20 protein-coding genes are annotated in these 22,936 nt (G+C 49.8%); 14 read left to right on the top strand and 6 right to left on the bottom strand.

All coding sequences use genetic code 11. The features are described 5' to 3' along the window. Positions 1-11: 11 nt before the first annotated feature. The 4 genes from CVV44_18780 to CVV44_18765 all read right to left on the bottom strand — a co-directional run bounded on the left by CVV44_18780 (position 12) and on the right by CVV44_18765 (position 2,893). Complete coding sequence (locus CVV44_18780) at positions 12-893, bottom strand: stage 0 sporulation protein (protein PKL36259.1); 882 nt, start codon at positions 891-893, stop codon at positions 12-14. A gap of 156 nt (positions 894-1,049) precedes the next feature. Beyond that, the gene (locus CVV44_18775; protein PKL36258.1) at positions 1,050-2,060 is read right to left on the bottom strand and encodes a hypothetical protein; all 1,011 of its coding nucleotides are present in this window, start codon (positions 2,058-2,060) and stop codon (positions 1,050-1,052) included. Positions 2,061-2,071: 11 nt separating this feature from the next. Then, a complete protein-coding gene (locus CVV44_18770; GenBank protein ID PKL36257.1) occupies positions 2,072-2,521 on the bottom strand; it encodes a hypothetical protein in 450 nt (149 codons plus the stop codon). A gap of 18 nt (positions 2,522-2,539) precedes the next feature. Continuing rightward, on the bottom strand, positions 2,540-2,893 hold the full coding sequence (locus CVV44_18765) for a cell division protein (protein PKL36279.1): 354 nt from the start codon (positions 2,891-2,893) through the stop codon (positions 2,540-2,542). A gap of 271 nt (positions 2,894-3,164) precedes the next feature. Between CVV44_18765 and CVV44_18760 the strand changes: the two genes are divergently transcribed. The 9 genes from CVV44_18760 to CVV44_18720 all read left to right on the top strand — a co-directional run bounded on the left by CVV44_18760 (position 3,165) and on the right by CVV44_18720 (position 12,657). Then, complete coding sequence (locus tag CVV44_18760; GenBank protein ID PKL36256.1) at positions 3,165-3,812, top strand: peroxiredoxin; 648 nt, start codon at positions 3,165-3,167, stop codon at positions 3,810-3,812. Positions 3,813-3,839: 27 nt separating this feature from the next. Further along, positions 3,840-4,337, top strand: coding sequence for a hypothetical protein (locus CVV44_18755; protein PKL36255.1), 498 nt, complete (start codon positions 3,840-3,842; stop codon positions 4,335-4,337). 159 nt (positions 4,338-4,496) lie between these two features. After that, positions 4,497-4,952 (top strand): hypothetical protein, encoded by a 456-nt coding sequence (locus tag CVV44_18750; protein ID PKL36254.1) that lies wholly within the window; start codon positions 4,497-4,499, stop codon positions 4,950-4,952. Continuing rightward, positions 4,952-6,184, top strand: a complete 1,233-nt coding sequence (locus tag CVV44_18745) for an aspartate aminotransferase (GenBank protein PKL36253.1) — start codon at positions 4,952-4,954, stop codon at positions 6,182-6,184. The genes CVV44_18750 and CVV44_18745 overlap by 1 nt, the downstream gene beginning before the upstream one ends. 3 nt (positions 6,185-6,187) lie before the next feature. After that, positions 6,188-8,464, top strand: a complete 2,277-nt coding sequence (locus tag CVV44_18740) for a hypothetical protein (GenBank protein ID PKL36252.1) — start codon at positions 6,188-6,190, stop codon at positions 8,462-8,464. 270 nt (positions 8,465-8,734) lie between these two features. Next, the gene (locus CVV44_18735) at positions 8,735-10,039 is read left to right on the top strand and encodes a phenylacetate--CoA ligase (GenBank protein PKL36251.1); all 1,305 of its coding nucleotides are present in this window, start codon (positions 8,735-8,737) and stop codon (positions 10,037-10,039) included. Positions 10,040-10,079: 40 nt separating this feature from the next. Continuing rightward, entirely contained in the window at positions 10,080-10,511 is a 432-nt protein-coding gene (locus CVV44_18730; protein PKL36250.1) for an amino acid-binding protein, read from the top strand. A 3-nt stretch (positions 10,512-10,514) separates the two neighbouring features. Beyond that, on the top strand, positions 10,515-12,086 hold the full coding sequence (iorA, locus tag CVV44_18725) for an indolepyruvate ferredoxin oxidoreductase subunit alpha (GenBank protein PKL36249.1): 1,572 nt from the start codon (positions 10,515-10,517) through the stop codon (positions 12,084-12,086). Positions 12,087-12,090: 4 nt separating this feature from the next. Next, a complete protein-coding gene (locus tag CVV44_18720) occupies positions 12,091-12,657 on the top strand; it encodes an indolepyruvate oxidoreductase subunit beta (GenBank protein ID PKL36248.1) in 567 nt (188 codons plus the stop codon). A gap of 70 nt (positions 12,658-12,727) precedes the next feature. On the opposite strand, the gene CVV44_18715 is transcribed toward CVV44_18720, so the two are convergent. Beyond that, on the bottom strand, positions 12,728-13,357 hold the full coding sequence (locus CVV44_18715) for a hypothetical protein (protein PKL36247.1): 630 nt from the start codon (positions 13,355-13,357) through the stop codon (positions 12,728-12,730). Positions 13,358-13,549: 192 nt separating this feature from the next. Here CVV44_18715 and CVV44_18710 point away from each other — a divergent pair, with 192 nt between their 5' ends. Beyond that, on the top strand, positions 13,550-15,847 hold the full coding sequence (locus CVV44_18710; protein ID PKL36246.1) for an alpha-glucosidase: 2,298 nt from the start codon (positions 13,550-13,552) through the stop codon (positions 15,845-15,847). A 40-nt stretch (positions 15,848-15,887) separates the two neighbouring features. Here CVV44_18710 and CVV44_18705 read toward each other — a convergent pair whose 3' ends face one another. Then, positions 15,888-16,613: a hypothetical protein gene (locus tag CVV44_18705; GenBank protein ID PKL36245.1), complete on the bottom strand. Its 726-nt coding sequence runs from the start codon at positions 16,611-16,613 to the stop codon at positions 15,888-15,890. A 2,783-nt stretch (positions 16,614-19,396) separates the two neighbouring features. On the opposite strand from CVV44_18705, the gene CVV44_18700 reads away from it, so the two are divergent. From CVV44_18700 to CVV44_18685, 4 genes are read left to right on the top strand one after another with little or no spacing between them, the layout of a single operon-like run. After that, positions 19,397-19,594 carry a hypothetical protein gene (locus CVV44_18700; GenBank protein ID PKL36278.1) on the top strand — a complete coding sequence of 66 codons (198 nt, stop codon included), beginning with the start codon at positions 19,397-19,399 and terminating at the stop codon, positions 19,592-19,594. Further along, on the top strand, positions 19,486-21,015 hold the full coding sequence (locus tag CVV44_18695; GenBank protein ID PKL36244.1) for a hypothetical protein: 1,530 nt from the start codon (positions 19,486-19,488) through the stop codon (positions 21,013-21,015). Before CVV44_18700 ends, CVV44_18695 begins: the two co-directional genes overlap by 109 nt. Position 21,016: 1 nt before the next feature. Beyond that, on the top strand, positions 21,017-22,282 hold the full coding sequence (locus CVV44_18690; protein ID PKL36243.1) for a hypothetical protein: 1,266 nt from the start codon (positions 21,017-21,019) through the stop codon (positions 22,280-22,282). Next, positions 22,282-22,812, top strand: a complete 531-nt coding sequence (locus CVV44_18685) for a hypothetical protein (protein ID PKL36242.1) — start codon at positions 22,282-22,284, stop codon at positions 22,810-22,812. The genes CVV44_18690 and CVV44_18685 overlap by 1 nt, the downstream gene beginning before the upstream one ends. Positions 22,813-22,936 lie beyond the last annotated feature (124 nt).

Genomic DNA, 22,936 nt, shown 5'->3' with positions numbered 1-22,936 from the left:
GCCGCCATCTCTCAGAAGCGTCCGTAATAATCATCTTCCTCCACGGGATCGTCGTCGGACCGCTTGATCTTTTCAATGATGTCCTTCTTGATACAGTAGGCATCTCCCTCTTTCTCGAGATCGCTCTTGGAAATCTCGATGAATCTTTCGCGGTCCTTGATCTTCATGCTCTGCTTCAGAACATCGGTGGAAATGACGACATAGTGCATGTCCTCGCACCGGATATGGCTCCCCACCTCGGGCATGTCTACATTCAGTTCCAAGTAGGTCTGATACTCATAGCTCAGGCAGCACAGCAGCCGGCCGCACATCCCCGATATCTTCAGGGAGTTGAGGTTCAGGCTCTGTTCCTTGGCCATCTTTATGGATACGGGCTCGAATTCTTCCCGCTGGTTTACACAGCACTGTTCCTTGCCGCAGGGACCATATCCTCCCACGAGACGGGCCTCGTCGCGGACCCCTATCTGCCGCATCTCTATCCTGGTCCTGAATATGGAGGCCAGTTCCCGCACCAGTTCCCTGAAGTCGATACGGTTATCGGCCACAAAATAGAAGATGATCTTTGTCTTGTCGAAAAGTGTTTTAACCGAAATGAGCTTCATGTTGAGGCCCTTGGCCTGGGCCTTTTCCCTGCATATTTTGAAGGCCTTTTCCTCCAGCGCCTCGATTCCCGGGAGCTGGTCCAGGTCCTCCCTGGTGGCCTTCCGGAGCAGTTTGCCCGCCACCTTGATCGAGGAATTATTCTGGTATCGCGGGGTCTTCACCACGCGGCCCAGGTCCACGCCGTGTTCGGTCTCGACAACGCTCAGGGCGTTCTGGTTTACAAAGATATTATTGGTATCTATGTAATATATCTGAAAACTGTTTCGTAGTCGTACTGCTGAAACTTCCATATCTTTTTCCTGTCATGTTTTAATAATATGGGGCGGGATAGCATTGCAATAAAAGGGCGCACCCCTGTAAAAACTTACATTATCAGAAATACGGGCATATTTATCAACAACATTTCAACAATATTTTCCCGAACAACGGGATGTTTAAAGGATGATTTACCCGATAGTATCGATATGCGCCATAGTGAGATCGGGCAGCCCCGTATCATCCATGTCATGCATTGAATAGAGCATGCCCTTCAGGGCCTGGTTGATATTGAGGTTCACCGTAAGTCCCCGCCGCAGGGCAAGAAATATCTTTATTATCCGGCGTATCATTTTTTCATCGGGGATATTAATATCAGCAAAGATGACATCCGGTGCAGTGCCGTCCAGGGTGCCAAGAAGAAAGGAGCGAAATATATTAACCATAATAGACATTACATTTTCAATGCCTATCTTTTTTTGAATATTATCAATCTCCAGATTGAGAAAACCGCCGTGCCGGACAAAGCGGCATATTTCTTCCGCAAGGGATATGATATCATCGAGATTCTCTTTTTCCGTGAGCATAACCGCCAGCTCAACGGAACCACCCGCCATTTCAGCCGCCGCAGTTGCATGAGGGACATCAATGCCGTGGGACTTCAGGATCGTCAATACTTCTTCCGACGAAAGCTGGTAAAAGGGTATCTCCGTGGACCGCGAAAGGATCGTGGGCAGAATGAGTGACTTGTTGGAGGTCACCAGGACGATGACCGTTCCATCGGAAGGCTCTTCTATGGTCTTCAGCAGGGCATTCTGCCCCTGTACGGCGATGTGGTCGACACCGTTGACGATAACGCCGTACCGCCCCGATATGGACCTTTTCGCCAGGCGGTCTATGAGCCACCGCACCGTTCCCGGTTCGCCCGTATCACCTATGGGGATGGTGCCCCTGGCATTGGGAGAGAGCTCTATCACATCGGGATGAGTGCCGTTCATGATCTGAAGACACGAGGGGCAGCCAAGACAGGGGGGCGCCTCGCCGCTGCAGAAAAGGGCCTTCATAAAGCGAAGCGCTATCCTGCGCTTGCCAATGCCGGGGATTCCGGAAAAAAGCAGGGTCTGGGGTATCTTGTTATTCCGCAGCATCATTTCAATGTGATCGAGCTGCAGGCCGTGGCCGACGATTCCGTTTTTCTTCATAGCCTTTGGTTTCAGTGAACAAGATCAAGGATGAGTCCGCGGACTTCCTCGATCGTTTTCATCAGGTTGAACGCGGGATTGGAACGGGTAAGGTTCTGGGTAATTTCCAGGAGCTTTTTATTGATGATGTCGGCCACGAGAAAATCGGCCTTGTTGTCGCTTTTCCGCCTTTTTATCGTCCTGGTCTCAATGCTCTCTTCCAGGACTATCTTCAGTATTTTCTGCACCAGGGCCTTGTACCGATTCAGATCATAGAGACTCTGGGAATCGAGAAAACGCTTTTCCTGGTCTGAAAGGTCCGACAGAAGGTCGTCCAGGGAGCCCTGCACGTCAAAAGAAACGGCATTCTTCAGTTCTGTTTTGAAATCCGAATCCTTTCTGCCCACGGAGGAGCTTTTGCCCTTGTTCTTTATCTTTGTGCGGTCTTCGCGGCGATTGTTGGTCTGCGATATCTCTATCATGCCTCACCTCTTTCCGGCCTAGGACCGTACGGGATTTTTATTGATGGTACAGTTGCCCTCGAAGGCGACGCCGTCCTCCATCACCAGGCTGGGTGTGATGATATTGCCCGTGATCTTACCCGTGGAAAGAAAAATGACCCTTTCCGTTGCGAAGATATTCCCCTTCACCATGCCACCGATAACCACGAGACGGGCCTTGATGTCGGTCATGGCCTCGCCGGACTGTCCGATGAGCACCTTTCCATCGGTCTCGATAGTTCCCTTGAACTTGCCGTCTATGCGCAGGAGGCCGTTTATCTTGAATTCACCCTTGAATTCCGACCCTTCGCCGATGATACTGTTTACTATATTGTCTTCAGCCTGTTTATTCATTTTCACCATGATTCTTTCCGTTTTTTGTCCCCCCGGGGGGGATGGGGGACCTGATTATCTGACATAATAGTAATACAATACTGATTTTCAAGTAAAATTTACTGCATCGGCCTTTAATTGTAAAGAAGTGACCCGATTAGGAGAAAATAGTGAAATCAATGTAATTATCACACTCATGAACCTGTTAAATCTTGACAGAACAGGGATATGATATATTATTACAGACAGATAAACGGACTGCCCTAACACTTATAATCATACGAGGACGAAAATGAAAATTCTACGCCTGGTCATCATCGGCATTGTGTTTTTTTTATTCTGCTCATGCTCCGATAGCGTGAACACTGTGGGAAAAGATAGCGCCGCTTCGGGCCCGAAGACCCTGCTGAACCATAAAATTCCGGCCATGACCCTTACGGCTTTCCAAAAGGGACGAATTTCGGACATCAACCTGGCCAGCTACCGCGGCCAGTGGCTCATACTTTTTTTCTATCCCGGCGATTTCACCTTTGTCTGCCCCACGGAGCTCAAGGAACTGGCCGATTACTACAAGGAATTCAGGGGCATGGGAGCCGAAATACTGAGCATAAGCACCGATTCCGCAGTCGTACACCGGGCATGGCACGGGCAGAATGAATCAATAAAGACTATTGAATTCCCCATGCTCTCGGACCGCGGGGGTAAACTGTGCCGGGAACTGGGAGTATACAATGAAAACGAAGGCTCGGCAGAAAGAGCCACACTGATCGTCAATCCCGACGGCTCCATAATCGCCTACGAGGTACATCACCAGGATATAGGGCGCAGTACTGATGAACTGCTGAGAAAGCTCTCGGCGGCCATTGCGACACGGCAGGGCGGGGGCGGGATGTGCCCCGGAGGCTGGAAACAGGGTGATAAACTGATCCACGCCGAATAAAATCAACAATTACGAGGTGAATATCATATGAAAAAAATAGCACTGACCATCCTGCTGATTCCTTCTTTGATCATTGCCGTGGGCAACACAGGACCATCCCGGGCGGCACAGAAAATAACGATGCATTTCTTCTTCAGCGGTATCTGCCCCTCGTGCAAACAGGCGAAAAAGGACATGCCCGATATTCAAAAGCAGTTTCCTTCTCTCATGGTTGTAACGCATGAAGTACGCAACAGTCAGGGCATAGTGACAGCGGCAAACAACGTGAATATCAAGAAACTCATCGACATGCTCAGTGAAATGGACCGCTCTTCGAAGGGAGAGCCCTTCATATATGAGGGAGGAAAAGCCTATCCCTTCCTGCTGGACAAGGGAATCCCCTGCTACCGGAAAAAAATATCGGAAAGCACGACCCTGACCAAGGAAATACCTGTTCCGGTCTTCATCCTGGGCGGTAAGGTTCTACTGGGATACCAGCGCCATATCCTTCAGAGGGAGCTAGTGCGGCTTGCCGGGGGAAAATGATGACATGATTTTGGTAAAATTATGTTTTTTCATTTTATTGTTAATGAAAAACCTAATTTTTAGAGGTGCCCATAAAACTGTTTGACATTTTTTCATTATGCCCTTTTTAAGGGGGTTATACGATCTCATTTTATTCAGCGCCCATTCAGGAGAATTTCCATGAAAAAGCTTTTAATTATCACGACACTGACCCTTCTCGCAGCGACAGGATGCAGTCACTTAGATAGTCTCTTCAGAAAAGACATACTGATGGAGCAAGTCATCATCGAAAAAGATAAAATCGACAGGACTGAAAATCCCGCCATGCAGATGCTTCTCCGGCAGGAACTGGGAAAAAAAATCATCGTCCTTGACGATATTACCGTAAAGGATGTAACGGTCTCCAATAATATAGACTATGATTTCTGCGCCATTGCCGATCTGACCGTGGATGGAAAAAAAGTCGAATGTTTTATTTATTCAAAAAACGTTAATACCATCTCCAAACTGGAAAAAAACAAATCCAGGATACATGTGGAGGGCGATTTCGGCAGGTTTTTTACCACGCTGGACAACTATTACACAAAAATTGAAATCATTGAAGCAAAGATCAAAATACTAGAGGAAAAGAATTAATGGAATCATATATCCAGGAACTCATTGCCGAACGGCTGGGCGGCAATAAATTCGGCAAAGAAGAAAAGATATACAAGTTCGAAAAGATCAAGCGGGCAAAACGCGCCGCTCTGAAAGAAAATCCCGGGACGGAACTCATCGACCTGGGCGTGGGCGAGCCCGATGAAAAGGCCTTTGATATAGTCATAAAAACCCTGCAGGCCGAAGCCGAGAAGCACGAGAACAGGGGATATTCCGACAACGGCATCGATGAATTCAAGGAGGCCGCGGCCCGTTACATGAAAAATGTCTACGGTGTTGACGGCCTGAACCCCGAAAAGGAGATCGTTCACGCCATCGGGTCAAAGCCGGCACTGGCCATGCTGCCATCGGCCTTCATCAATCCCGGCGACACGGCCCTCATGACCGTTCCCGGTTATCCCATCCTGGGAGTCCATACGGCATGGTACGGCGGCCAGGTTTACAACATCCCGCTGAAAAAGGAGAGAGGGTTCCTTCCCGACCTGGGAAGCATTCCCGCAAATGTCCTGGAAAAGGCAAAAATCCTCCTGCTCAACTATCCCAACAATCCAACGGGTGCCACTGCCACGAAAGAATTCTATCTCGAAGCCATTGAGTTCGCCAGAAAAAACAGGGTCATCATCGTACAGGACGCCGCCTATGCTGCACTGGCCTACGGGAGCAAGCCCCTTTCATTCCTGAGCATTCCCGGGGCCAAGGACGTGGGAATAGAAATCCATTCCCTTTCCAAGGCCTTCAACATGACGGGATGGCGCATGGCCTTTGTGGCCGGAAACGAGCTCATCATTCACGCCTTTGCCAACGTCAAAGACAACAACGACAGCGGGCAGTTCAAGGCCATCCAGAAAGCGGCTATAACGGCCCTGGAGCATCCCGAGATAACCCATGCCATCAGCGCGAAATATGAACGGCGCCTCATGGCCCTCGTAAAGGTACTGAAGCGTCTGGGCTTCGACGCTCAAGTGCCCGGTGGAACCTTTTATCTCTTCGTGGAAATACCCCGGGGCATCAAGGGCGGAGCCCGGTTTGAAAACGCCGAGGATTTTTCCCAGTTCCTCATCAGGGAAAAGCTCATATCCTCGGTCCCCTGGGACGATGAAGGACATTTCGTCCGCTTCTCTGCCACCTTCGAGGCGAAGGACGAAAAGGACGAGGAACGGATTCTTGCCGAAATAGAGAAACGATTCAGCAGTCTTCAATTTGAGTTCTGAAATATGAAAAAAAAGACCATCATACAACTATCGGCGCTGGGTGCCGTGATTCTCCTCCTGGTGATATCCGTCATTGTATTCTTCTTCACGCAGAAAATATCCTACGATACAACGATCACAGCCGGTGTTCAGTATCCCGTCAGTATCACTCGCGATAGCAGGGGCATACCGGTCATCAAGGCCCAGTCCAGGGATGATGTCTGTTATGCCCTGGGATACCTCCACGCCCAGGACCGTTTCATCGCCATGGAATACCTTCGCGCCATCGCCAACAGCACCATCAGCCGACTCATCGGCGAAAGGGGCGTCATTCTTGAAAAGACCATTAAAACCGCGGGAATACGGAGCCGTGCCAGGGCCATGGAAGAAAACCTGCCTTCACCCTACAGGGAATATCTGACGGCTTACGCAAGCGGCATCAACCATGTCAAACATACATGGACCCATCTCTTCCAGGATGTGATGATCCAGGAGGACTGGACCGAATCGGACGTTATAGCCATTCTCCTTCTGAGAGAATGGTCCCACGCTTTTATTAACAACCGGGAACTCATGTTCAAAATTCCCGAAACCAAGCGGAGCATTTTTCTCCGGGAGATTTTCCCCCCCGATCTGACATATACTTTTGACGAAGAAAAACATGCGTCCGTCGAAATGCTCGACGATATCAGGGACCTGTTGAAAGAATTTCTGGGCCCCTTCAATGAAGGCTTTGCCGTGGCCGTTTCCGGTGCCGGCGGGAACAACCTGACGGCCTGCAGCATGAAAAGCGTCATGAACAACTATCCCGGCTGGTATCCCGTGCATATACACTTCGGCGAGATCGTTATCCGCGGCGTATCACAGGCTGGACTTCCCTTCCTGTTTTCGGGCGACAACCAGAACATACGGTTCTTCGGGTTCAATCTTGCCGTGGACACCCAGGATTTCGTACTTGAGGAAGTAAAAAATATAAATGGCATAATCCATTACCGGAGCCGCCTGGGATGGAAAGAATTCAACACGGTACGGGAACCTCTCACATCGAAAAAAAGCGAGGTCGACAGGCACGACATCGTGTGGTATACCGACAACGGTCCGGTATTGAACGACATTTTCGAGTCTAAATCATACGATGAAACGGTTGTCACCATCAAGGCTCTTTTTCCTGAAGCGGATTACATCGTTTCACTTTTCGAGATCCCCTTCTCGGAGAACATCGGCAAGGCCAGGACGAACATAACGGGCGTCACATCACTGCCCCGCGTATACCTCTTCTCCGACAGAACGAGCTCCATCAAATGCTATTCCGGTAAAATGCCGCTGCGCGCCCCTTCCATGTCTGTTCTAAAACCGTCCTTCTACGAGACATGGTATGGAACGACGGACCTTTCCATATACTTCAAACAGGATGCGAACTTGATCATTGCCGGCAGCTCCTTCATGAAAGACGCCCCGCCGGTCATCCGCGGCAGCGCCATAGCCGAAGACGAGAGGCAAAAGCATCTCCAGTCGCTTCTGGAGGAACGTACATCACTGCTCGATGAAAACAGGCTGAAAGAAATCCTCACCGACAGCTACAACCCATCGGCACAGAAATTCACGATCCTGTTCCTTTCGATGCTTCAGACCAACCCCGTAACCTCGGCGAGGCTTGCCCGAATATACTTCAAGGACTGGGACTTCCGCATGACCGGCAATTCCGTTGCCCCGTCAATTTATTACGGTCTCCTGAACAATTATCTCTCGGAAATGCTGAAGGATGAATTCGGATACATGATCGATGAAATTCTGGAATACTCTCCCCTCCTGCTCGACAGCTTTTACAAGGCTGCACAGGAGAAACAGTCCTATTATTTTGACGACATTAAAACAGACCCCGTCGAATCAAGTGAGGAAATCTTCGACAGGGCCTTTCTTAAAACGATGCGGGAGATCAGCAGGAAACGCGGCCCCATCATGAATGACTGGACCTGGGGATCCATCCACCGTACCCATTACCGCCTTCCCATCAAAAAAAGCTTTACCGCTAAAATGTACTATGACCTTAAAGAACAGGCCTATGACGGCGGAACAATGACCATATACAACAACAATACCGGCGGTGACCTCATACCCATGAGTAATACGTCGCTTCTCGCCGTTTTCAGCAGAGAGAAAACCGCCATTGCCATGGATTTTGCCTATTCCATAAATCCCCTGTCTGACTTTTATTATGGAAAACACCGGAAACAGCGCTTTATTAATTTTAAAGATATTGAAGATGTCCACATTACAACAATAAATCCCGCGGGGAAATAGCAGCCGCTCTAATGCCATGCCGAAAGGCGTAAATTCTTCTTCGGGAAAAGACTGTACAGGGATATAATTTCCGGTTTTTTCCGGAATGCAACTCTCTCCCGGTCACGAAACGGACACAAATAATTTTTTACTTGATAAATGTATATATTTACGAAAACCTTGCACTTCCGGGAGAATATATTCACTCCTATGAAAGCATTAATGCCGTATCCTTTAATTCTAACGTAAAAAAGCAGGTCTATACATCCTACAAAACAAACGGGGTCTCCTATGATATTCAACAGAGAATTCGAAACAATGCCGTTACAAAAAATGAAGGAGCTTCAATACGAGCGCCTCAAATGGTCTCTTACACATGCCTATAATAACAACAAGCATTACCATGATAAATTTGATCAGGCCGGATTCCATCCCGACAACTTTAAATCCCTGGCCGACATGAAACATGTCCCTTTCCTCAAAAAGCAGGAAATGCGTAATAACTATCCCTTCGGCCTCTTCGCCATGCCCCTGGACAAGGTCGTCAGGGTCCATTCCTCGTCGGGAACTACGGGAAACGCCACAGTCGTGGGATACACCAAAAACGATGTGGGGGTCTTCGCCGAGGTCGTTGCCCGCTGCCTGGGCTGTTACGGTGTCACGGAGAAAGACATCATCCAGGTGGCCTACGGATACGGTCTTTTCACCGGCGGACTGGGGCTTCACTACGGTTCAGAAAAGATCGGGGCCCTCACAGTACCCATTTCGGGCGGTAACACGGAGCGCCAGCTCATGCTCATAAAAGATTTCGGCACGACCGTACTGGCCTGCACACCCTCCTATGCCCTGAACATCGCTGATTATATCGAAAAGAAAAAGCCCGATTATGATATCAGAAAAACAAAGCTTCGCATTGGCGTTTTCGGCGCTGAGCCCTGGTCTCAGGCCATGAGAAGCGAGATAGAGTCCCGCCTGGGTATTGATGCCTACGATATTTATGGTCTGAGCGAGGTTATCGGTCCCGGCGTTTCGGCGGAATGCGAGGCCAAATCGGGTCTGCATGTCTTCGAGGACCATTTTTATGTAGAGATAATCGATCCCGATACGGGCGAGATACTTCCCGAGGGTGAACAGGGCGAGATCGTTTATACCTCTCTCACCAAGGAGGCATTTCCCACCATCCGGTACCGGTCGCGTGATATCACCCGCCTTTACCATGACAACTGTAAATGCGGACGCACCCTGGTGAAGATGGAAAAAGTAACGGGACGCTCCGACGACATGCTCATTATCCGCGGGGTCAACGTGTTCCCGTCGCAGATAGAGACCGTGCTCATGGAGGCGGAAGGCACGGAACCGCACTATCAGATCATCGTTGACCGCAAAGGGTCCCTGGACGATATCGAGGTCATGGTCGAGGTCAGTGAGAAGCTCTTCTCCGACGAAGTCAAGGTACTTGACAATCTGAAAAAACATATCACGGACCGCTTCAGGAGCGCCCTGGGAATTTCAGCCAAGGTAACCCTGGTGGAACCCATGACCATCGCCCGGAGCGAGGGAAAGGCCCAGCGCGTCATCGATAAAAGGAAAATATAACGCTGCATCAAATCACAGGCTGATTAAAAGGGAGGCAACAATGAACGTAACACAGGTATCAGTATTTATCGAAAACAAACCGGGACATCTTCAGAGCGTTCTGAAAATCCTGGCCGACTCCGATATAAACATCATAACGCTCACCATTGCTGAAACAACGGATTTCGGCATACTGAGACTCATAGTCAACAAGCCGGAAAAAGCGAATGAGGTCCTGAAACAGAACCACATCACCTGCTCCATCACCGATGTACTCGCCCTGGAAATCGATGATAAAGCAGGCTCTCTGCACAAAGCCATCGACACATTCTCCCGGAGAAAACTCAATATCGAATATATGTATGCCTTTACCGAAAAGCGCGGTGACAGGGCCGTCATGATATTCCGGTTCGACAATATCGAGGCCGCGAAGAAAGCCCTCCAGGAGGAAGGCTACAACATCATAAGCAAAATAGATCTTATCGGAGTATAATACATGCAGAAAAAAGTTTTACTCGGAAATGAAGCCATCGCCAGGGCCGCCTGGGAAGCGGGATGCCACGTTGCCACTGCGTATCCCGGCACGCCCAGCACGGAAATTCTGGAAGCGATAGCCAGAGATTATAAAGAGATAAAAGCCCAGTGGTCACCCAATGAAAAGGTGGCGCTGGAAGTGGCCGCGGGAGCCGCCGTGGCCGGCGCACGGGTGCTGGCCGCCATGAAACACGTGGGCCTCAACGTGGCAGCCGACCCTCTATTCACCTTCTCATATACGGGTGTCAACGGCGCGCTGGTCATTATAAACGCCGATGATCCCGGCGCATGGAGCTCGCAAAATGAGCAGGACAACCGGCACATTGCCCGTGCCGCAAAAATACCCATGATTGAGCCCTCAAGCCCGGCCGAAGCGAAGGAGCTCACCAAACTGGCCTTTGACATGTCGGAACAGTTCGACACGCCGGTACTCGTGCGCATAACGACGAGAATAGCGCACTCCCAGGGAATCGTGGAGATCGGTGAAAGAAAAGAGGTCGCTGTAAAAGACTTCGTCCGCAATCCACAGAAATACGTTATGATACCGGCCCATGCCAGGCCCCGTCATAAATTCAAGGAGGAAGTGCAGCTCCCGAAACTGAAAGAATATTCCAACACATCGGGCCTCAACCGCATCGAGTGGGCCGAAAAAAAACGGGGAATAGTTACCAACGGCGTGGCCTACCAGTACGTAAAAGAGACCTGTCCCGACGCATCGGTTCTGAAAATCGGCATGTGCTGGCCCATGCCCGACGACCTCATCAGAGAATTCGCCTCACAGGTGGAGGAGCTTTATATCGTCGAAGAACTGGACCCCTATATTGAAGACTGCGTAAAGGCCCTGGGCATTACCGTTAAGGGCGGGAAGAACATCATTCCCATCCTGGGCGAACTGACCCCCGAGATAGTAGACAATGCCCTGAACAAAAAACAGCCGCCCAAAGCCATGCCCGAATACGACCAGGCGAAAATACCGGGAAGGCCCCCTTCACTTTGCAAGGGATGCCCACACGGTTTCGTATTCCAAGTCCTGAAAAAACTGGATCTCAATGTCAACGGCGATATCGGCTGTTATACCCTGGGGGTTCTTCCGCCCTACTCGGCCATGCACACCCAGGGATGCATGGGCGCAAGTATCGGCATGCACCTGGGCATGGAAAAGGCCCATGGCCCCGGGATGGCCCGCAAAAGCGTAGCCGTCATCGGCGACTCTACCTTTGTCCATTCCGGCATTACGCCCCTCATCGACCTGGTCTACAACAAGGGAACCGGGACTGTCATTATCCTGGACAACCGTGTCACGGCCATGACTGGTCATCAGGACCATCCTGCCACGGGAAAAACCCTCATGGGTGAAGAGACCCACCAGCTCGACTTGGCAATGCTGGCCAGGGCCGTGGGTGTAAAACGCGTTGTCACCGTGGACCCCAAGGACATGAATGAGTTCGAGCGCGTGGTAAAAGAAGAGGTTGCCGCCCCGGAGCCTTCAGTGATCATCTCGCTGAGAAGATGTATTCTGGTAAAAGGAGATTAACACGATGAATGTGATATTTGCAGGAGTGGGCGGCCAGGGAGTGATCCTGGCCAGCAAGATACTCATGGAAGTGGCCATGCAGGCCGGATACGACGTTAAAGAGTCCGAGGTCCACGGTATGGCCCAGCGCGGCGGCAGCGTTGACTGTCATGTACGCTTTGATAAAAAAGTTTACTCACCCCTCATCGAGAAAGGCACGGCAGATTACATCGTCAGCCTGGAAACCCTGGAAGTGATGAGAAAACTGGACTACCTGGCTCCTAACGGAACTCTTATCGTTAACAGACTTCAGGTGAACCCGGCTCCCGTAGAGACGGGAGCTATGAAGTACCCCGACGACCTGGAACAGTGGGTGGGCGGGAACGCAAAGAAAAGTCTCTTCGTGGACACGGAACCGGCCCTGAAAGAAGCCGGATCGAAAAAGGCTCTGAACATTGTCATGCTGGGTGTGCTCTCCAATCACCTGGAGTTTTCGGACGAGCAGTGGGATAAGGGCATCAAGTCCCTGGTAAAGGAGAAGTTCGTGGACATGAACCTCAAGGCCTTCCGGCTTGGCAAGGAATTGAAATAAAATTTTTTATTCATGCCCTAAACAGTACGGACAGGTCGCGACCTGTCCGTACTGTTTAGGGCCGTATTGTTTATGGCCCGACCATAAGTATATCCGCCAGTTGCAAAAAATCCCCCACCCGCCGACAATCCGTATCAACCTCCCCAAAACCGTATTCTGCAAAAATAAAATCAACACCGCTACCCATGGCAGCGAGATAATCATGCTGCGTATCTCCGACATACACGGGTCGCACCAATCCATATTCTTCCTTTAATCGATCAATCATTTCCGTTTTGGTATTCCCGCTTCTGCCGTAGCAGCCGTGATCAATAATATAGCCGTCAACATTCGAATGATGCAAGAAAGCATTGAGATACCAGTCTTCACAATTGCTCACGATAAATATCTTATATTTTTCAGAGAGAATCCTGATTCCTTGCAGCACTGAAGGATATATTGAACCGCCCTTTTCTTCAACGGCATTTCTCTCCAGTCTATCGAAGTCCCGAACGATACAAGGAAATCTTTTTGTTATACCGGGATACATTTTCTCAATGCATTGATCAGCGGGCAGGCCCGTTACCTTCTGCAGTTCCTCCCGGGTGACGGTGATATTTTCGCCGTATTCCCTGAATCCTTTGGTAAAAGCCGCGGCCGATACGTCCAGCGCATCCCAGAGAGTACCGTCCAGATCGAAAATTATTGAATCATACATCATAAATATTTGCCGGGCTCCCCTATTCTTATGCCGTGAAATATATCCCGCGGCCTCGCGCAGATGTCAAGAATGAATTTTAAAAGCGGTCATTGATTGGATGAAGAACTTGACATTAATGATTCAATCATATATAAAGAACACCACGGGTAATTTATTACTATTCATTCGCGCTACAATAACAGCTGACACAATATGATAAAGGGAAAAGGCACCATCATGAATAAAAAAAAGATCGCCCTCGTCATTACAGCACTCATACCGGTTTTACTGCTTTCCTACGCCGTGTTCAATATGGCCGCTGAATGGTACCGTCTGCGGCCGGTCCTGGGTAATCTGACCGGACCAGCACATGCCATGCGGCTGGAAAACAGGAATTTTATCCTGACATGGGACCACGGTAACCTGAAGATATTATCGCGCCGCAATCCCGTTCATATCCTCTTTGAAAATGAACCGGGAAAAAGTTTTGTGGCCGGGGCGCTGGGACGAGAGAACGTTGAGGAATCGCGAGGCTCCTTTTTCCTTCGCGATACGATCATACAGGTATTCAGCCGGCAAATGCTGGATGCCCTGTACCGGACCGATAGCGGCGATTTTATCCTCGAAGGTACTCTTACCGATGAAGACACCGGCTCTTCCATTGGCTATATACTACGCTTTTCCGAAGCCGACAATCATTCCATCCGTTTCAGCCTCGATTTTCCCGGCGGTACCGTCAACCGGAGCTATCTTACACTGAAAAGCCATAAAGACGAAAAGCTCTTCGGTTTCGGCGTCCAGTTCACACAAATAAACATGAAGGGGCGATACCTTCCCATACTGGTCATGGAACAGGGCATCGGCCGCGGCAGGCAGCCCCTTACGGCCATTGTAAATCTGGTGGCAAAGGCCGGAGGAAATTGGTACACGAGCTATGCGGCAGTGCCGCATCTTTTCAGCAGCGACCTGCGTTCCCTGCACCTGGATACAGGCTCATACAGCGCCTTTGACATGCGCTATGATGAAAGAATCCAGATTACGGCCTTCACAAAAAACATGCGCGGCACTATCATCGAAGCAGACACTCCCCGTGATCTCATTGCCCGTTATACGAATCTTACGGGACGAATGCGCTCCCTGCCGGAATGGGTTCATCGCGGCGCCATCATCGGCATACAGGGAGGCACGGAAAAGGTCCGGGCCATTTATGAAAAACTGAAAGAAATCAATACACCCATCGCGGCCTTCTGGCTCCAGGACTGGGAGGGCCAGAGAAAAACCAGCTTCGGCAAACAGCTATGGTGGAACTGGCAGCTCGATAAAAAGCGCTATCCCAACTGGCCCATGCTTCATGAAGATTTTAAGAAGCTTGATATTCCCATCCTGGGCTATATCAACCCCTTTCTCGTGGACACAAAAGATGCGCCCGAACGCGGCAGGAATCTTTACCGGGAAGCGATTGAACATGGATACATGGTCAGAACCCCCGACGGGAAGCCCTATCTCATTCCCAACACGGACTTTTCCGCTATTCTTCTCGATCTTACAAACCCTAAAGCGGTGGAGTGGATGAAAAATATCATCCGCACTGAAATGGCAGGAACGGGCATGCGGGGATGGATGGCCGATTTCGCCGAGGCCCTTCCCTGGGACGCCATGCTCTTTTCCGGTGAAAAAGCCGCCGATCTCCACAACCGGTACCCCGAGCTTTGGGCCAGGCTCAACCGAGAAGTTATTGATTCCCTGCCGGGCTCCCGGGAATATCTCTTTTTCTCCCGGTCAGGATACACGAAAAGCCCGGCCTGGTCCACCCTCTTCTGGCTGGGAGACCAGATGGTCACCTGGGATGAATATGACGGCATCAAATCGGCCGTCATCGGCATGCTTTCATCGGGCTTTTCCGGCTACTCCCTCCAGCACAGCGATATCGGCGGCTACACGGCCCTCACGAGTCCCGTGCTAAAATACCTGCGCGAGAAGGAACTGCTGCTGCGGTGGATCGAGCTGAACGCCTTCAGTCCCGTTTTCCGTACACACGAAGGAAACCGGCCCGATGAGAATTTCCAGTTCTACAATGACGATGAGACCCTGCAGCATTTCAGCCGTTTCGCTAAAGTATATGAGGCCTGGGGATTTTATCGTAAGGAACTCGTAGAGAAAGCCTCACAAACCGGCTTGCCCGTTATACGCCATTTATATCTGGAATATCCTCATGATAACAATGTAGCCGACCTGCGCTATGAGTGTTTCATGATAGGGAGCGAACTCCTCATGGCGCCCGTGACAGAGAAAGGAGAAACGAAAGTGTGGGTATACCTGCCGGCGGGAAAATGGCGCCATCTCTGGAGCGGGAAGGCCTTCACGTCGAAGGGTGAATGGTTTGATATCGATGCCCCGATCGGGAACCCGGCCGTATTTTTCAGGGAAGGGTCTTCCGTGGGCGGCAGGCTCCGCAGAAATCTGGCTGAATGGGGATTGCTTACCGAGCAAACAGCTCCTCACCCCGGGTAAAGGCGTCTCATCGCCTCCACCGGGGTGCCCAATCTACTCTCTAAAATGCGGCGCCGCATCCCTTACAATTCTTACTCCCCGCCGGGTTTATCGTTCCGCAGTAGGAGCACTTGATATCGGCAGGTTGCGGTATCGTGTTCCCCGTGGTTCCACCGGAATTAATATTATTTGATGTCTTGCCCTGATCCTCAATCTTTTTCTGCTCATCGATCTTTCTCTGGGCCTCACGCTCCCGGTCCCTCACCATTTTTATAACGCTTTCCAGGCTGTTCACGGCATATTTCAGGTCACGGGTCACCAGGTCGCTGAGGGCTTCACCTTCGGCTGCATTATTGACAGCGGTCTTAAGACGCTCCTCAGCCTTCTGAATTGTCGTCTCTGCATCGGCAATGGCCCTGTCTGCGCTGTATCGCTCGCTATACTCAAGGCGCAGTCCCCGAACTTCTATGATCTTGCTGCGAATGGACTGTTTCAGGCTCCTCAGGTTATCCAGGTTTCTGACAAAGAGGGCATTAATTATACCGTTGGCTTCACTAATCTTCTTGATCTTTGCTTCTTCATCGGTGAGGATCTCGGCAGCCTTCATCACGGGTTCGGCTTTTTTAACCTGATCCTTCAGAATTGTCGCATAGGAAGGGAATTCCATGGCCAGCGAATCAATTTTTTTAAGATTGCTTTCCCAGGCCTTTTTTTCAGACTCAACAGATTTCTTGCACCCCGCAGTGACAACAATGAGGGCTAATAAAATAAGGGCAATTTTTTTCATGACACATCTCCTGATAGATGATATTTCGCACATTACCGCTATACTATGCAATATATTTAAGCATGAAATAAAGGCAGGGTCAATTCAATTTTTTTCCCGGTATTATCTTGACTTTTTAAAAAACATGGCATACCCTTTTGCTTAATCCATTCACACAATCACCAGTTGATTGTTCAGGTTTTCTTCCGGCAAATTAAAAGCTGAGGACACGTGCCATGAATAAAAAAGGAAATCGTCTCTTACCGTTGATTCTTCCCTTCATTCTCATATTACTCTTCATCAGCACAGTCATCACGGCTGCGCCGGTTACCCTGGAAGAAACGCGTTATCATATTACTATAATAAAAGACGGCAAGTGCGAAATTCTCTATACCCTGACCTTCACGGAACATGAAGGACGGGACCGCATCAGGACCATCGGGCAGTTCATTGAGCCCATGCAGTTCATCGAAGCCTGGGGCACCGCGGGCAACAGAAAATTTCAGGTGACCATGGAATACAAGGGAAACCAATTCTATTCTGCTGTCTTCAATATACAAACGGAGCCGGGAAAAACGTACACCATAAACATGCGATACCGTGTAGATCGTCCGGTCTTCGAGAAGACAACCTTCAATGATCGGACCTACGGCGCCTTCTGGTGGCCTCCTGTTCAGTGGAACCTTCCGATAAAAAAACAGACAATCCAGGTAGTGCTTCCCGTGGAAATTCCCGCCGCTTATAAAAAAGCCGAAATGATCAGGGACGATCTGGTGAATCGTTCCGGCGTAGTGACGGATCCCGATTCAATAAAACGCCATGACCGCTGGATTTTTTTTCCCACACCCTGGAAGGGGAAAAACTATCTTTCCCTTCATACTGAAAAAAGTTCTCTTACAGCCAACGAGAAAGACGAAGTAAAATTTTACCTGCCCTATAAATATGTCGATGCCGGAGCCGAGGGAGGCGACTACACTCTCGAGGAACTGACCGCCGCAGACCTTACAGAAGAGGGGGTCTACCGTATACGCAATGTTCTCATCGACATCATGCTGGAGAATAAGTCCGATGACAGTATTGTTATGGCTGAAACCGGAACCTTCGACCTCCTCGTTACCGAGGAGGGGAAGAGAAACATTTTGAGAAAAATAATCCGGATGCCAAGGGATGCCTTCTACAGCATGATCGAGAAGACCCTGGTCCAGGTTAACGGGAACACGGTACCGGCGAAACTCAGGAAGAGCGTTAATCCCGATAATACCGCCGATGAATTCGCCTATGACATTATCCTTGGCAACAAGACGGCACGAGGAGATATAATTAAAATCCGTCTCGCCATATCTCGCATGATAAGACTTTCTCCCGATGCCGAACTCTTTAATGAATATTTCAACGCCCTGTATTCCTGGTACGGCGTCACCTTCCCGGAATCCTTCCCGTTTCTACGCATGCGCTTCGTTATGCCTTACCAGGGAGCTTTTCAGAACGAGCTCGTTGAAATAAAACTCAATGATGAAAAACTCCCTTTCATCATTCCCGAGGCCGGCGCCGGCATGTTCGAAAACCTTTCCTTCATAAGGAGATACCGGCAGGACGGAGATTTTTTCATGGATAAAAATAACATCAAAAGATATTATCCCTATATCACCGTCATGGCCCAGTCTTCCAGGTGGAATCGCAATGATATCCCGGCATTTCCCATGACCCTTAAAATAAGCCCTGACAAAATCATTGCCTCTCCCTGGTTCAAAGTACGAACCATCGCCAACGACACTCTCGGGATGAAACTTTCAGGAGTTGATACAGGGTATATAACCGATCTTCTCGGCAGCCTTATTTTCTACATTCTGATAATGTACCTGTTCAATTTTATATTCCTGGGATCTGAAATAATATCAGCCGGTATCGTGATAACCGTCATCGATGCCTTTGCCAAGCTGGATCTCTTCAATAAGATTTTCTTCCCGGGAGGTAAAAAGAAATTCAGCTTGAATTCGGGATATATCTTCAGCTTTAATTCAGTCCTGGTTCCTTTCAGGATAACCTACTATCTGATATCTGCGGTCCTTGCCCTGCTGCTCAGGCTCGCATCCTTTCACCCCGCCGTAAAAAAACTCCTGGAAAAAAAACCGGAATACATTGCACCGGAAATTCAGATCGAAACCTTCAGGACCAATGAGACCGTGGGAGACCTGAACGCCGTTGAAACAGCAGTTTTTCTTAATAAACCGTCCAGGGCCATCAACCTCATAGTCATGTCTCTTTTCGGTAAAAAAGTCATTGATATCATTAACCGCAATCCCCTCCAGGTGACCATACTGGACAGGGAAATGGAAGGCCTTGAAACCTATGAAAAACTCTTCCTGGAATCCATAGCCGAAGACGGTACCCTGGGGAAAAACAAGATCCCCCTCATCCTGAAATCAGTGTCTCGTTCCCTCCAGGGAAAGGTCTGGAAGGCCGACATCGGCAAAACAGCCGAAAGCTACATTGGTAAAGTGGATCGGCACTGGCACGATTTTTCCTCCATGAAGGACTACGATTCCCAGAAGCGCTATTTCGAAGAGAACCATTCTTGGCTTCTCCTTAACGACCGATTTGAAACTCAGGCACGTTCCTTCCTTGAGAAAATCCATTCTGATACTGACAAGGGAGCTGCGGGATATTTCTTTGAAAAAATATCAAAGCAGGCCGAACCATACTCAGACGGCATCCGTGACTTTGCCGGCGGCATCGTTGAACAGGTAGAAGGCGTTTCAGGGAAAATCGTTGAAAAAATAGAAAACCTCTTTTCAACTCCCGACCTGAAAACCGTGCAGGAACAGGCAGCGGCCTTTACGGCAAATATCTCGTCCTTCAGCTATGATGCCTGCCACTCGGCCTGTCATTCGGCATGCCACTCGGCATGTGTTCATTCAGCCTGCCACTCGGCATGCCACTCGGCGTGCGTTCATTCAGCCTGCCACTCGGCATGCCACTCGGCATGCGTGTCGAGCTTCTGAGGCCCGTTGTGAAAGAACGCATTGACTCCATAGATGATTTTATCCGGTCCACACGGGACGTTCTGTATCTGCGCCGTGAAGACCGTCTTCTCATCATCCGCCCAAACAAAATACAGCATGTCAATGATACGGCCTATGAAATGCTCGATTTACTATATGGGAAAAACAGGACAGTCAATGAAACAGTCACCATCCTGTCGGAAAAATATGAAAAGTCCGCTGATATACTGCTATCCGATATCATCACCCTGGTGCAAAATATCAGGGGCATCATGCAGGACAACTATGGTGGACTATCCATGGTGGAGGAGATCCCCTTTAACCCGCAGACCATACTCTTTCCCGTGCTGTCCGAAATAGCCCTGACCTACCGGTGCCAGAACCGGTGCGACTTCTGTTATGCATCGAGTCCCTACCGGGGAAACGAGATGGCTGAAATGACCACGGAAGAAGTTCGCACCGTGATCAAAATAATTCACCGCGATGCTCATGTCCCAACCATCTCTTTTACCGGCGGAGAACCGACCCTGCGTGACGATCTTCCGGAGCTGGTACACTACGCTCACAGCCTGGGCATGAGAACGAATCTCATCACCAACGGCATCCGATGCGCCGACATGTATTTCGTCGGAGAACTTGCCCGGGCCGGTCTCAAGTCCGCACAGGTCAGCCTGGAATCCCACGACGAATCACTGCATAATGAAATCACGGGAAACAGCAATGCCTTCAGGGACTGCGTGCAGGGCATCATAAATCTGAAATCGTCGGGCATCCACACCCATACCAATACCACTATCTGCCGTAAAAACAGCAGCCACCTCATGCCCCTGGCCCGCTTCGTCCGTGAGGAATTCAACGCCGATTATCTGTCCATGAACATGATCATAGCCACGGGAATCGCCCGCGACAACGACAACACGGGAATCGGTTACTCCGGCATTGAAAATATCCTGAAACCTCTTCTCGATTACTGCGAGATCCTGGGAATCCGTTTTGTGTGGTACTCGCCCACTCCCTACTGCGTCTTCAATCCCCTTGACCACGGCCTGGGATCAAAATCCTGTGCCTGTGTCTCTGGTCTTCTTTCCGTAAATCCCGCCGGAGAAGTCCTCCCCTGTTCCAGCTTCGACCGCGGTATAGGAAACCTTCTGACACAGAATTTTCAAAAGATATGGAACTCAGACCAGGCCCTGTACTGGCGGGAAAAACGCTATGTCCCACCGGCATGCCGTGGATGCGATCTGGAAAAGCTCTGCGGTGGGGGATGCCCTCTGTACTGGGAGCACGCCGGTTCCTTCCACGAGATAGAAATGAAACAAAACCGCAGCCCAAAAATAAAAAATCTGCTGTGGCGCCTGGAAAAGCAGGCGCGTGTAAAATCAAAAGGCATACAGGGGATACTGAATCCCGGGAGGCAGTGATATGGGAACGCTTGCTGACATGGTATCATTTCTCGACGATACATCGGCCATTCTCGACGATATAGGCAGGAAAGTCGGTAAAATCCAGGAATATTTCAACGTCAATTTCAACAATGTAACGGCCGTACGAACCGACGAGATATCCCTGCTTCAGGAAAGTTTCTTCAGGGACAGGAACGGCTTCCCATCGGAGGTATCCCGGCTTTTTGAAAAAGAGTTTCCTCCTCAGGAGAAAATATTTATCGGCGAACTGGCGGCACTTAAAACAAAGCGTGATGGCCTGAAAGAAGAACTGAAAAAAAAGGACAGTGAACGGATACGGCATATTGAGAAACTGGTAAAAGACAACACCAGTCTCGATACGCGTGAGGAAAAACTCAAAAAGAAAATAGAAGAGCTGTCCGCCTCCATCGAGGCCTATAACAGGCAGATAGATGAACTCAACACCGGTTTCGGCTTCATTATAAACATCCTGAGAATGAGGAAGATCCAGAGGGACAAGGATGCACTCATGGCAAAACGGACAGATCTCGTTGAAGCAATCGAATCAGTGCGCAAGGAATGGCAGAAGGATTATGCCGTGATGAACAAAGAAAATGAGGGGATCGGTGACCGCTGGAGCGATCTTCAGACCGAGCTGTCCCTCGCCGAGGAAAAACTGGCATACCTTGAGAGCAACCGCGAGGAGCTGATAAACAAGGCGGCCTTTCTCGGCGTACTGAACAGTCTCAGGGGCCATGAAGATTTTCTCATCGCACAGGACAATACGGAAAAACCGAAAAAATGCCGGCGGTGCAAATCGGACAACACCGAGAACCGGTTCTTCTGCCGTTACTGCGGAGAACGTTTCAGCCGCGACAGGCCCGACATAACGGGAAGTCTCATGGAGACTGGAGAACTGAATGATGTTTTCAACAGCCTTCAGAGCGGCATAAAGGAGACCGTTTCCCTCATCGCCCTCATGAAGGGGATGAATGACGGTGTCAAACAGTTCAGATCCAGCGTAAAGAATGTAAAAAAATCTCAGGATACCTACTCGACCCTGCCAAAACTGAAAATCAACATACCGCCTGGTTCCAGTGAGTTCGCCCTGCAGATCAAAAAACTCAATGAGGGGATAAAAACTGATTTCATCAATATTCATCCCGCAGATTTTTCAGCACCGCTCAAGGAGATCACCGAAACAGCTTTTACCAATAAAAGGATTGAATCCTTCTTCACGCTCATGGGCGATGAATTGAACAAACGCACCAAGGAGCAATGGTAATGAACATACAACTTTTTACCGGAGCATTCCTATCACTGGCAGGTATCTTGCTCACGGGACTGGGGCTTCTCTTTATCATTGCAGCGACCGGACTCCAGTCGAGAATCATTGCCGGCATCGCACTATGTGCAGGCGGAATACCTTTTCTCTTCATCGGGGTCCGGCTCTTTCTCCGGGGGCTCGCCCTGACCCCGGGAGGCATCCGGGCCGCCATACTTCGTCTGGCACGGTTGGGAAACGGCGAACTTACCAGCGATGTGATCATTGCGAATCTGGGCGATTCCGCGACGGTCCGTTTCCAGATCGAACAGATGGTGGTCAGCGGCCTGGCGGAGAAAAGGACCGAGGGTGCCAGGGAACTCTATATATTCAGCGATTTCCAGGCCGGGCTGCGGGTCAAACAATGCCCCTACTGCGGCAATGATTATCCAGTCCGGGAAGATATTGAGAGCTGCCCCAGCTGCGGCGGTGACCTGAAGATGAAAAATCACAGGAGCGGAGGGGATGATAATTTCTCCATGGACAGTTAAACTGTCGTGTTGTGAAATCTTCATATCCCACCTGCCACAACATCATTTCCTCCGGGAATCCCTGCTTCCCTGTAATTTGGTTGCTTTTAAAAACATGGGTCGTATCAAATGGTCTCACTGTTTA

The organism is Spirochaetae bacterium HGW-Spirochaetae-1, from assembly GCA_002839375.1.
GTDB lineage: Bacteria > Spirochaetota > UBA4802 > UBA4802 > UBA5550 > PGXY01.
Note: the sequence above shows the minus strand (reverse complement) of the source record. Positions and strands in the feature narration are given on the sequence as shown.

Coding starts and splice junctions, on each gene's coding strand:
- CVV44_18780 (PKL36259.1), bottom strand. CDS start 893: ATGGAAGTTTCAGCAGTACGACTACGAAACAGTTTTCAGATATATTAC.
- CVV44_18775 (PKL36258.1), bottom strand. CDS start 2,060: ATGAAGAAAAACGGAATCGTCGGCCACGGCCTGCAGCTCGATCACATT.
- CVV44_18770 (PKL36257.1), bottom strand. CDS start 2,521: ATGATAGAGATATCGCAGACCAACAATCGCCGCGAAGACCGCACAAAG.
- CVV44_18765 (PKL36279.1), bottom strand. CDS start 2,893: ATGAATAAACAGGCTGAAGACAATATAGTAAACAGTATCATCGGCGAA.
- CVV44_18760 (PKL36256.1), top strand. CDS start 3,165: ATGAAAATTCTACGCCTGGTCATCATCGGCATTGTGTTTTTTTTATTC.
- CVV44_18755 (PKL36255.1), top strand. CDS start 3,840: ATGAAAAAAATAGCACTGACCATCCTGCTGATTCCTTCTTTGATCATT.
- CVV44_18750 (PKL36254.1), top strand. CDS start 4,497: ATGAAAAAGCTTTTAATTATCACGACACTGACCCTTCTCGCAGCGACA.
- CVV44_18745 (PKL36253.1), top strand. CDS start 4,952: ATGGAATCATATATCCAGGAACTCATTGCCGAACGGCTGGGCGGCAAT.
- CVV44_18740 (PKL36252.1), top strand. CDS start 6,188: ATGAAAAAAAAGACCATCATACAACTATCGGCGCTGGGTGCCGTGATT.
- CVV44_18735 (PKL36251.1), top strand. CDS start 8,735: ATGATATTCAACAGAGAATTCGAAACAATGCCGTTACAAAAAATGAAG.
- CVV44_18730 (PKL36250.1), top strand. CDS start 10,080: ATGAACGTAACACAGGTATCAGTATTTATCGAAAACAAACCGGGACAT.
- iorA (PKL36249.1), top strand. CDS start 10,515: ATGCAGAAAAAAGTTTTACTCGGAAATGAAGCCATCGCCAGGGCCGCC.
- CVV44_18720 (PKL36248.1), top strand. CDS start 12,091: ATGAATGTGATATTTGCAGGAGTGGGCGGCCAGGGAGTGATCCTGGCC.
- CVV44_18715 (PKL36247.1), bottom strand. CDS start 13,357: ATGATGTATGATTCAATAATTTTCGATCTGGACGGTACTCTCTGGGAT.
- CVV44_18710 (PKL36246.1), top strand. CDS start 13,550: ATGATAAAGGGAAAAGGCACCATCATGAATAAAAAAAAGATCGCCCTC.
- CVV44_18705 (PKL36245.1), bottom strand. CDS start 16,613: ATGAAAAAAATTGCCCTTATTTTATTAGCCCTCATTGTTGTCACTGCG.
- CVV44_18695 (PKL36244.1), top strand. CDS start 19,486: ATGCCACTCGGCATGTGTTCATTCAGCCTGCCACTCGGCATGCCACTC.
- CVV44_18690 (PKL36243.1), top strand. CDS start 21,017: ATGGGAACGCTTGCTGACATGGTATCATTTCTCGACGATACATCGGCC.
- CVV44_18685 (PKL36242.1), top strand. CDS start 22,282: ATGAACATACAACTTTTTACCGGAGCATTCCTATCACTGGCAGGTATC.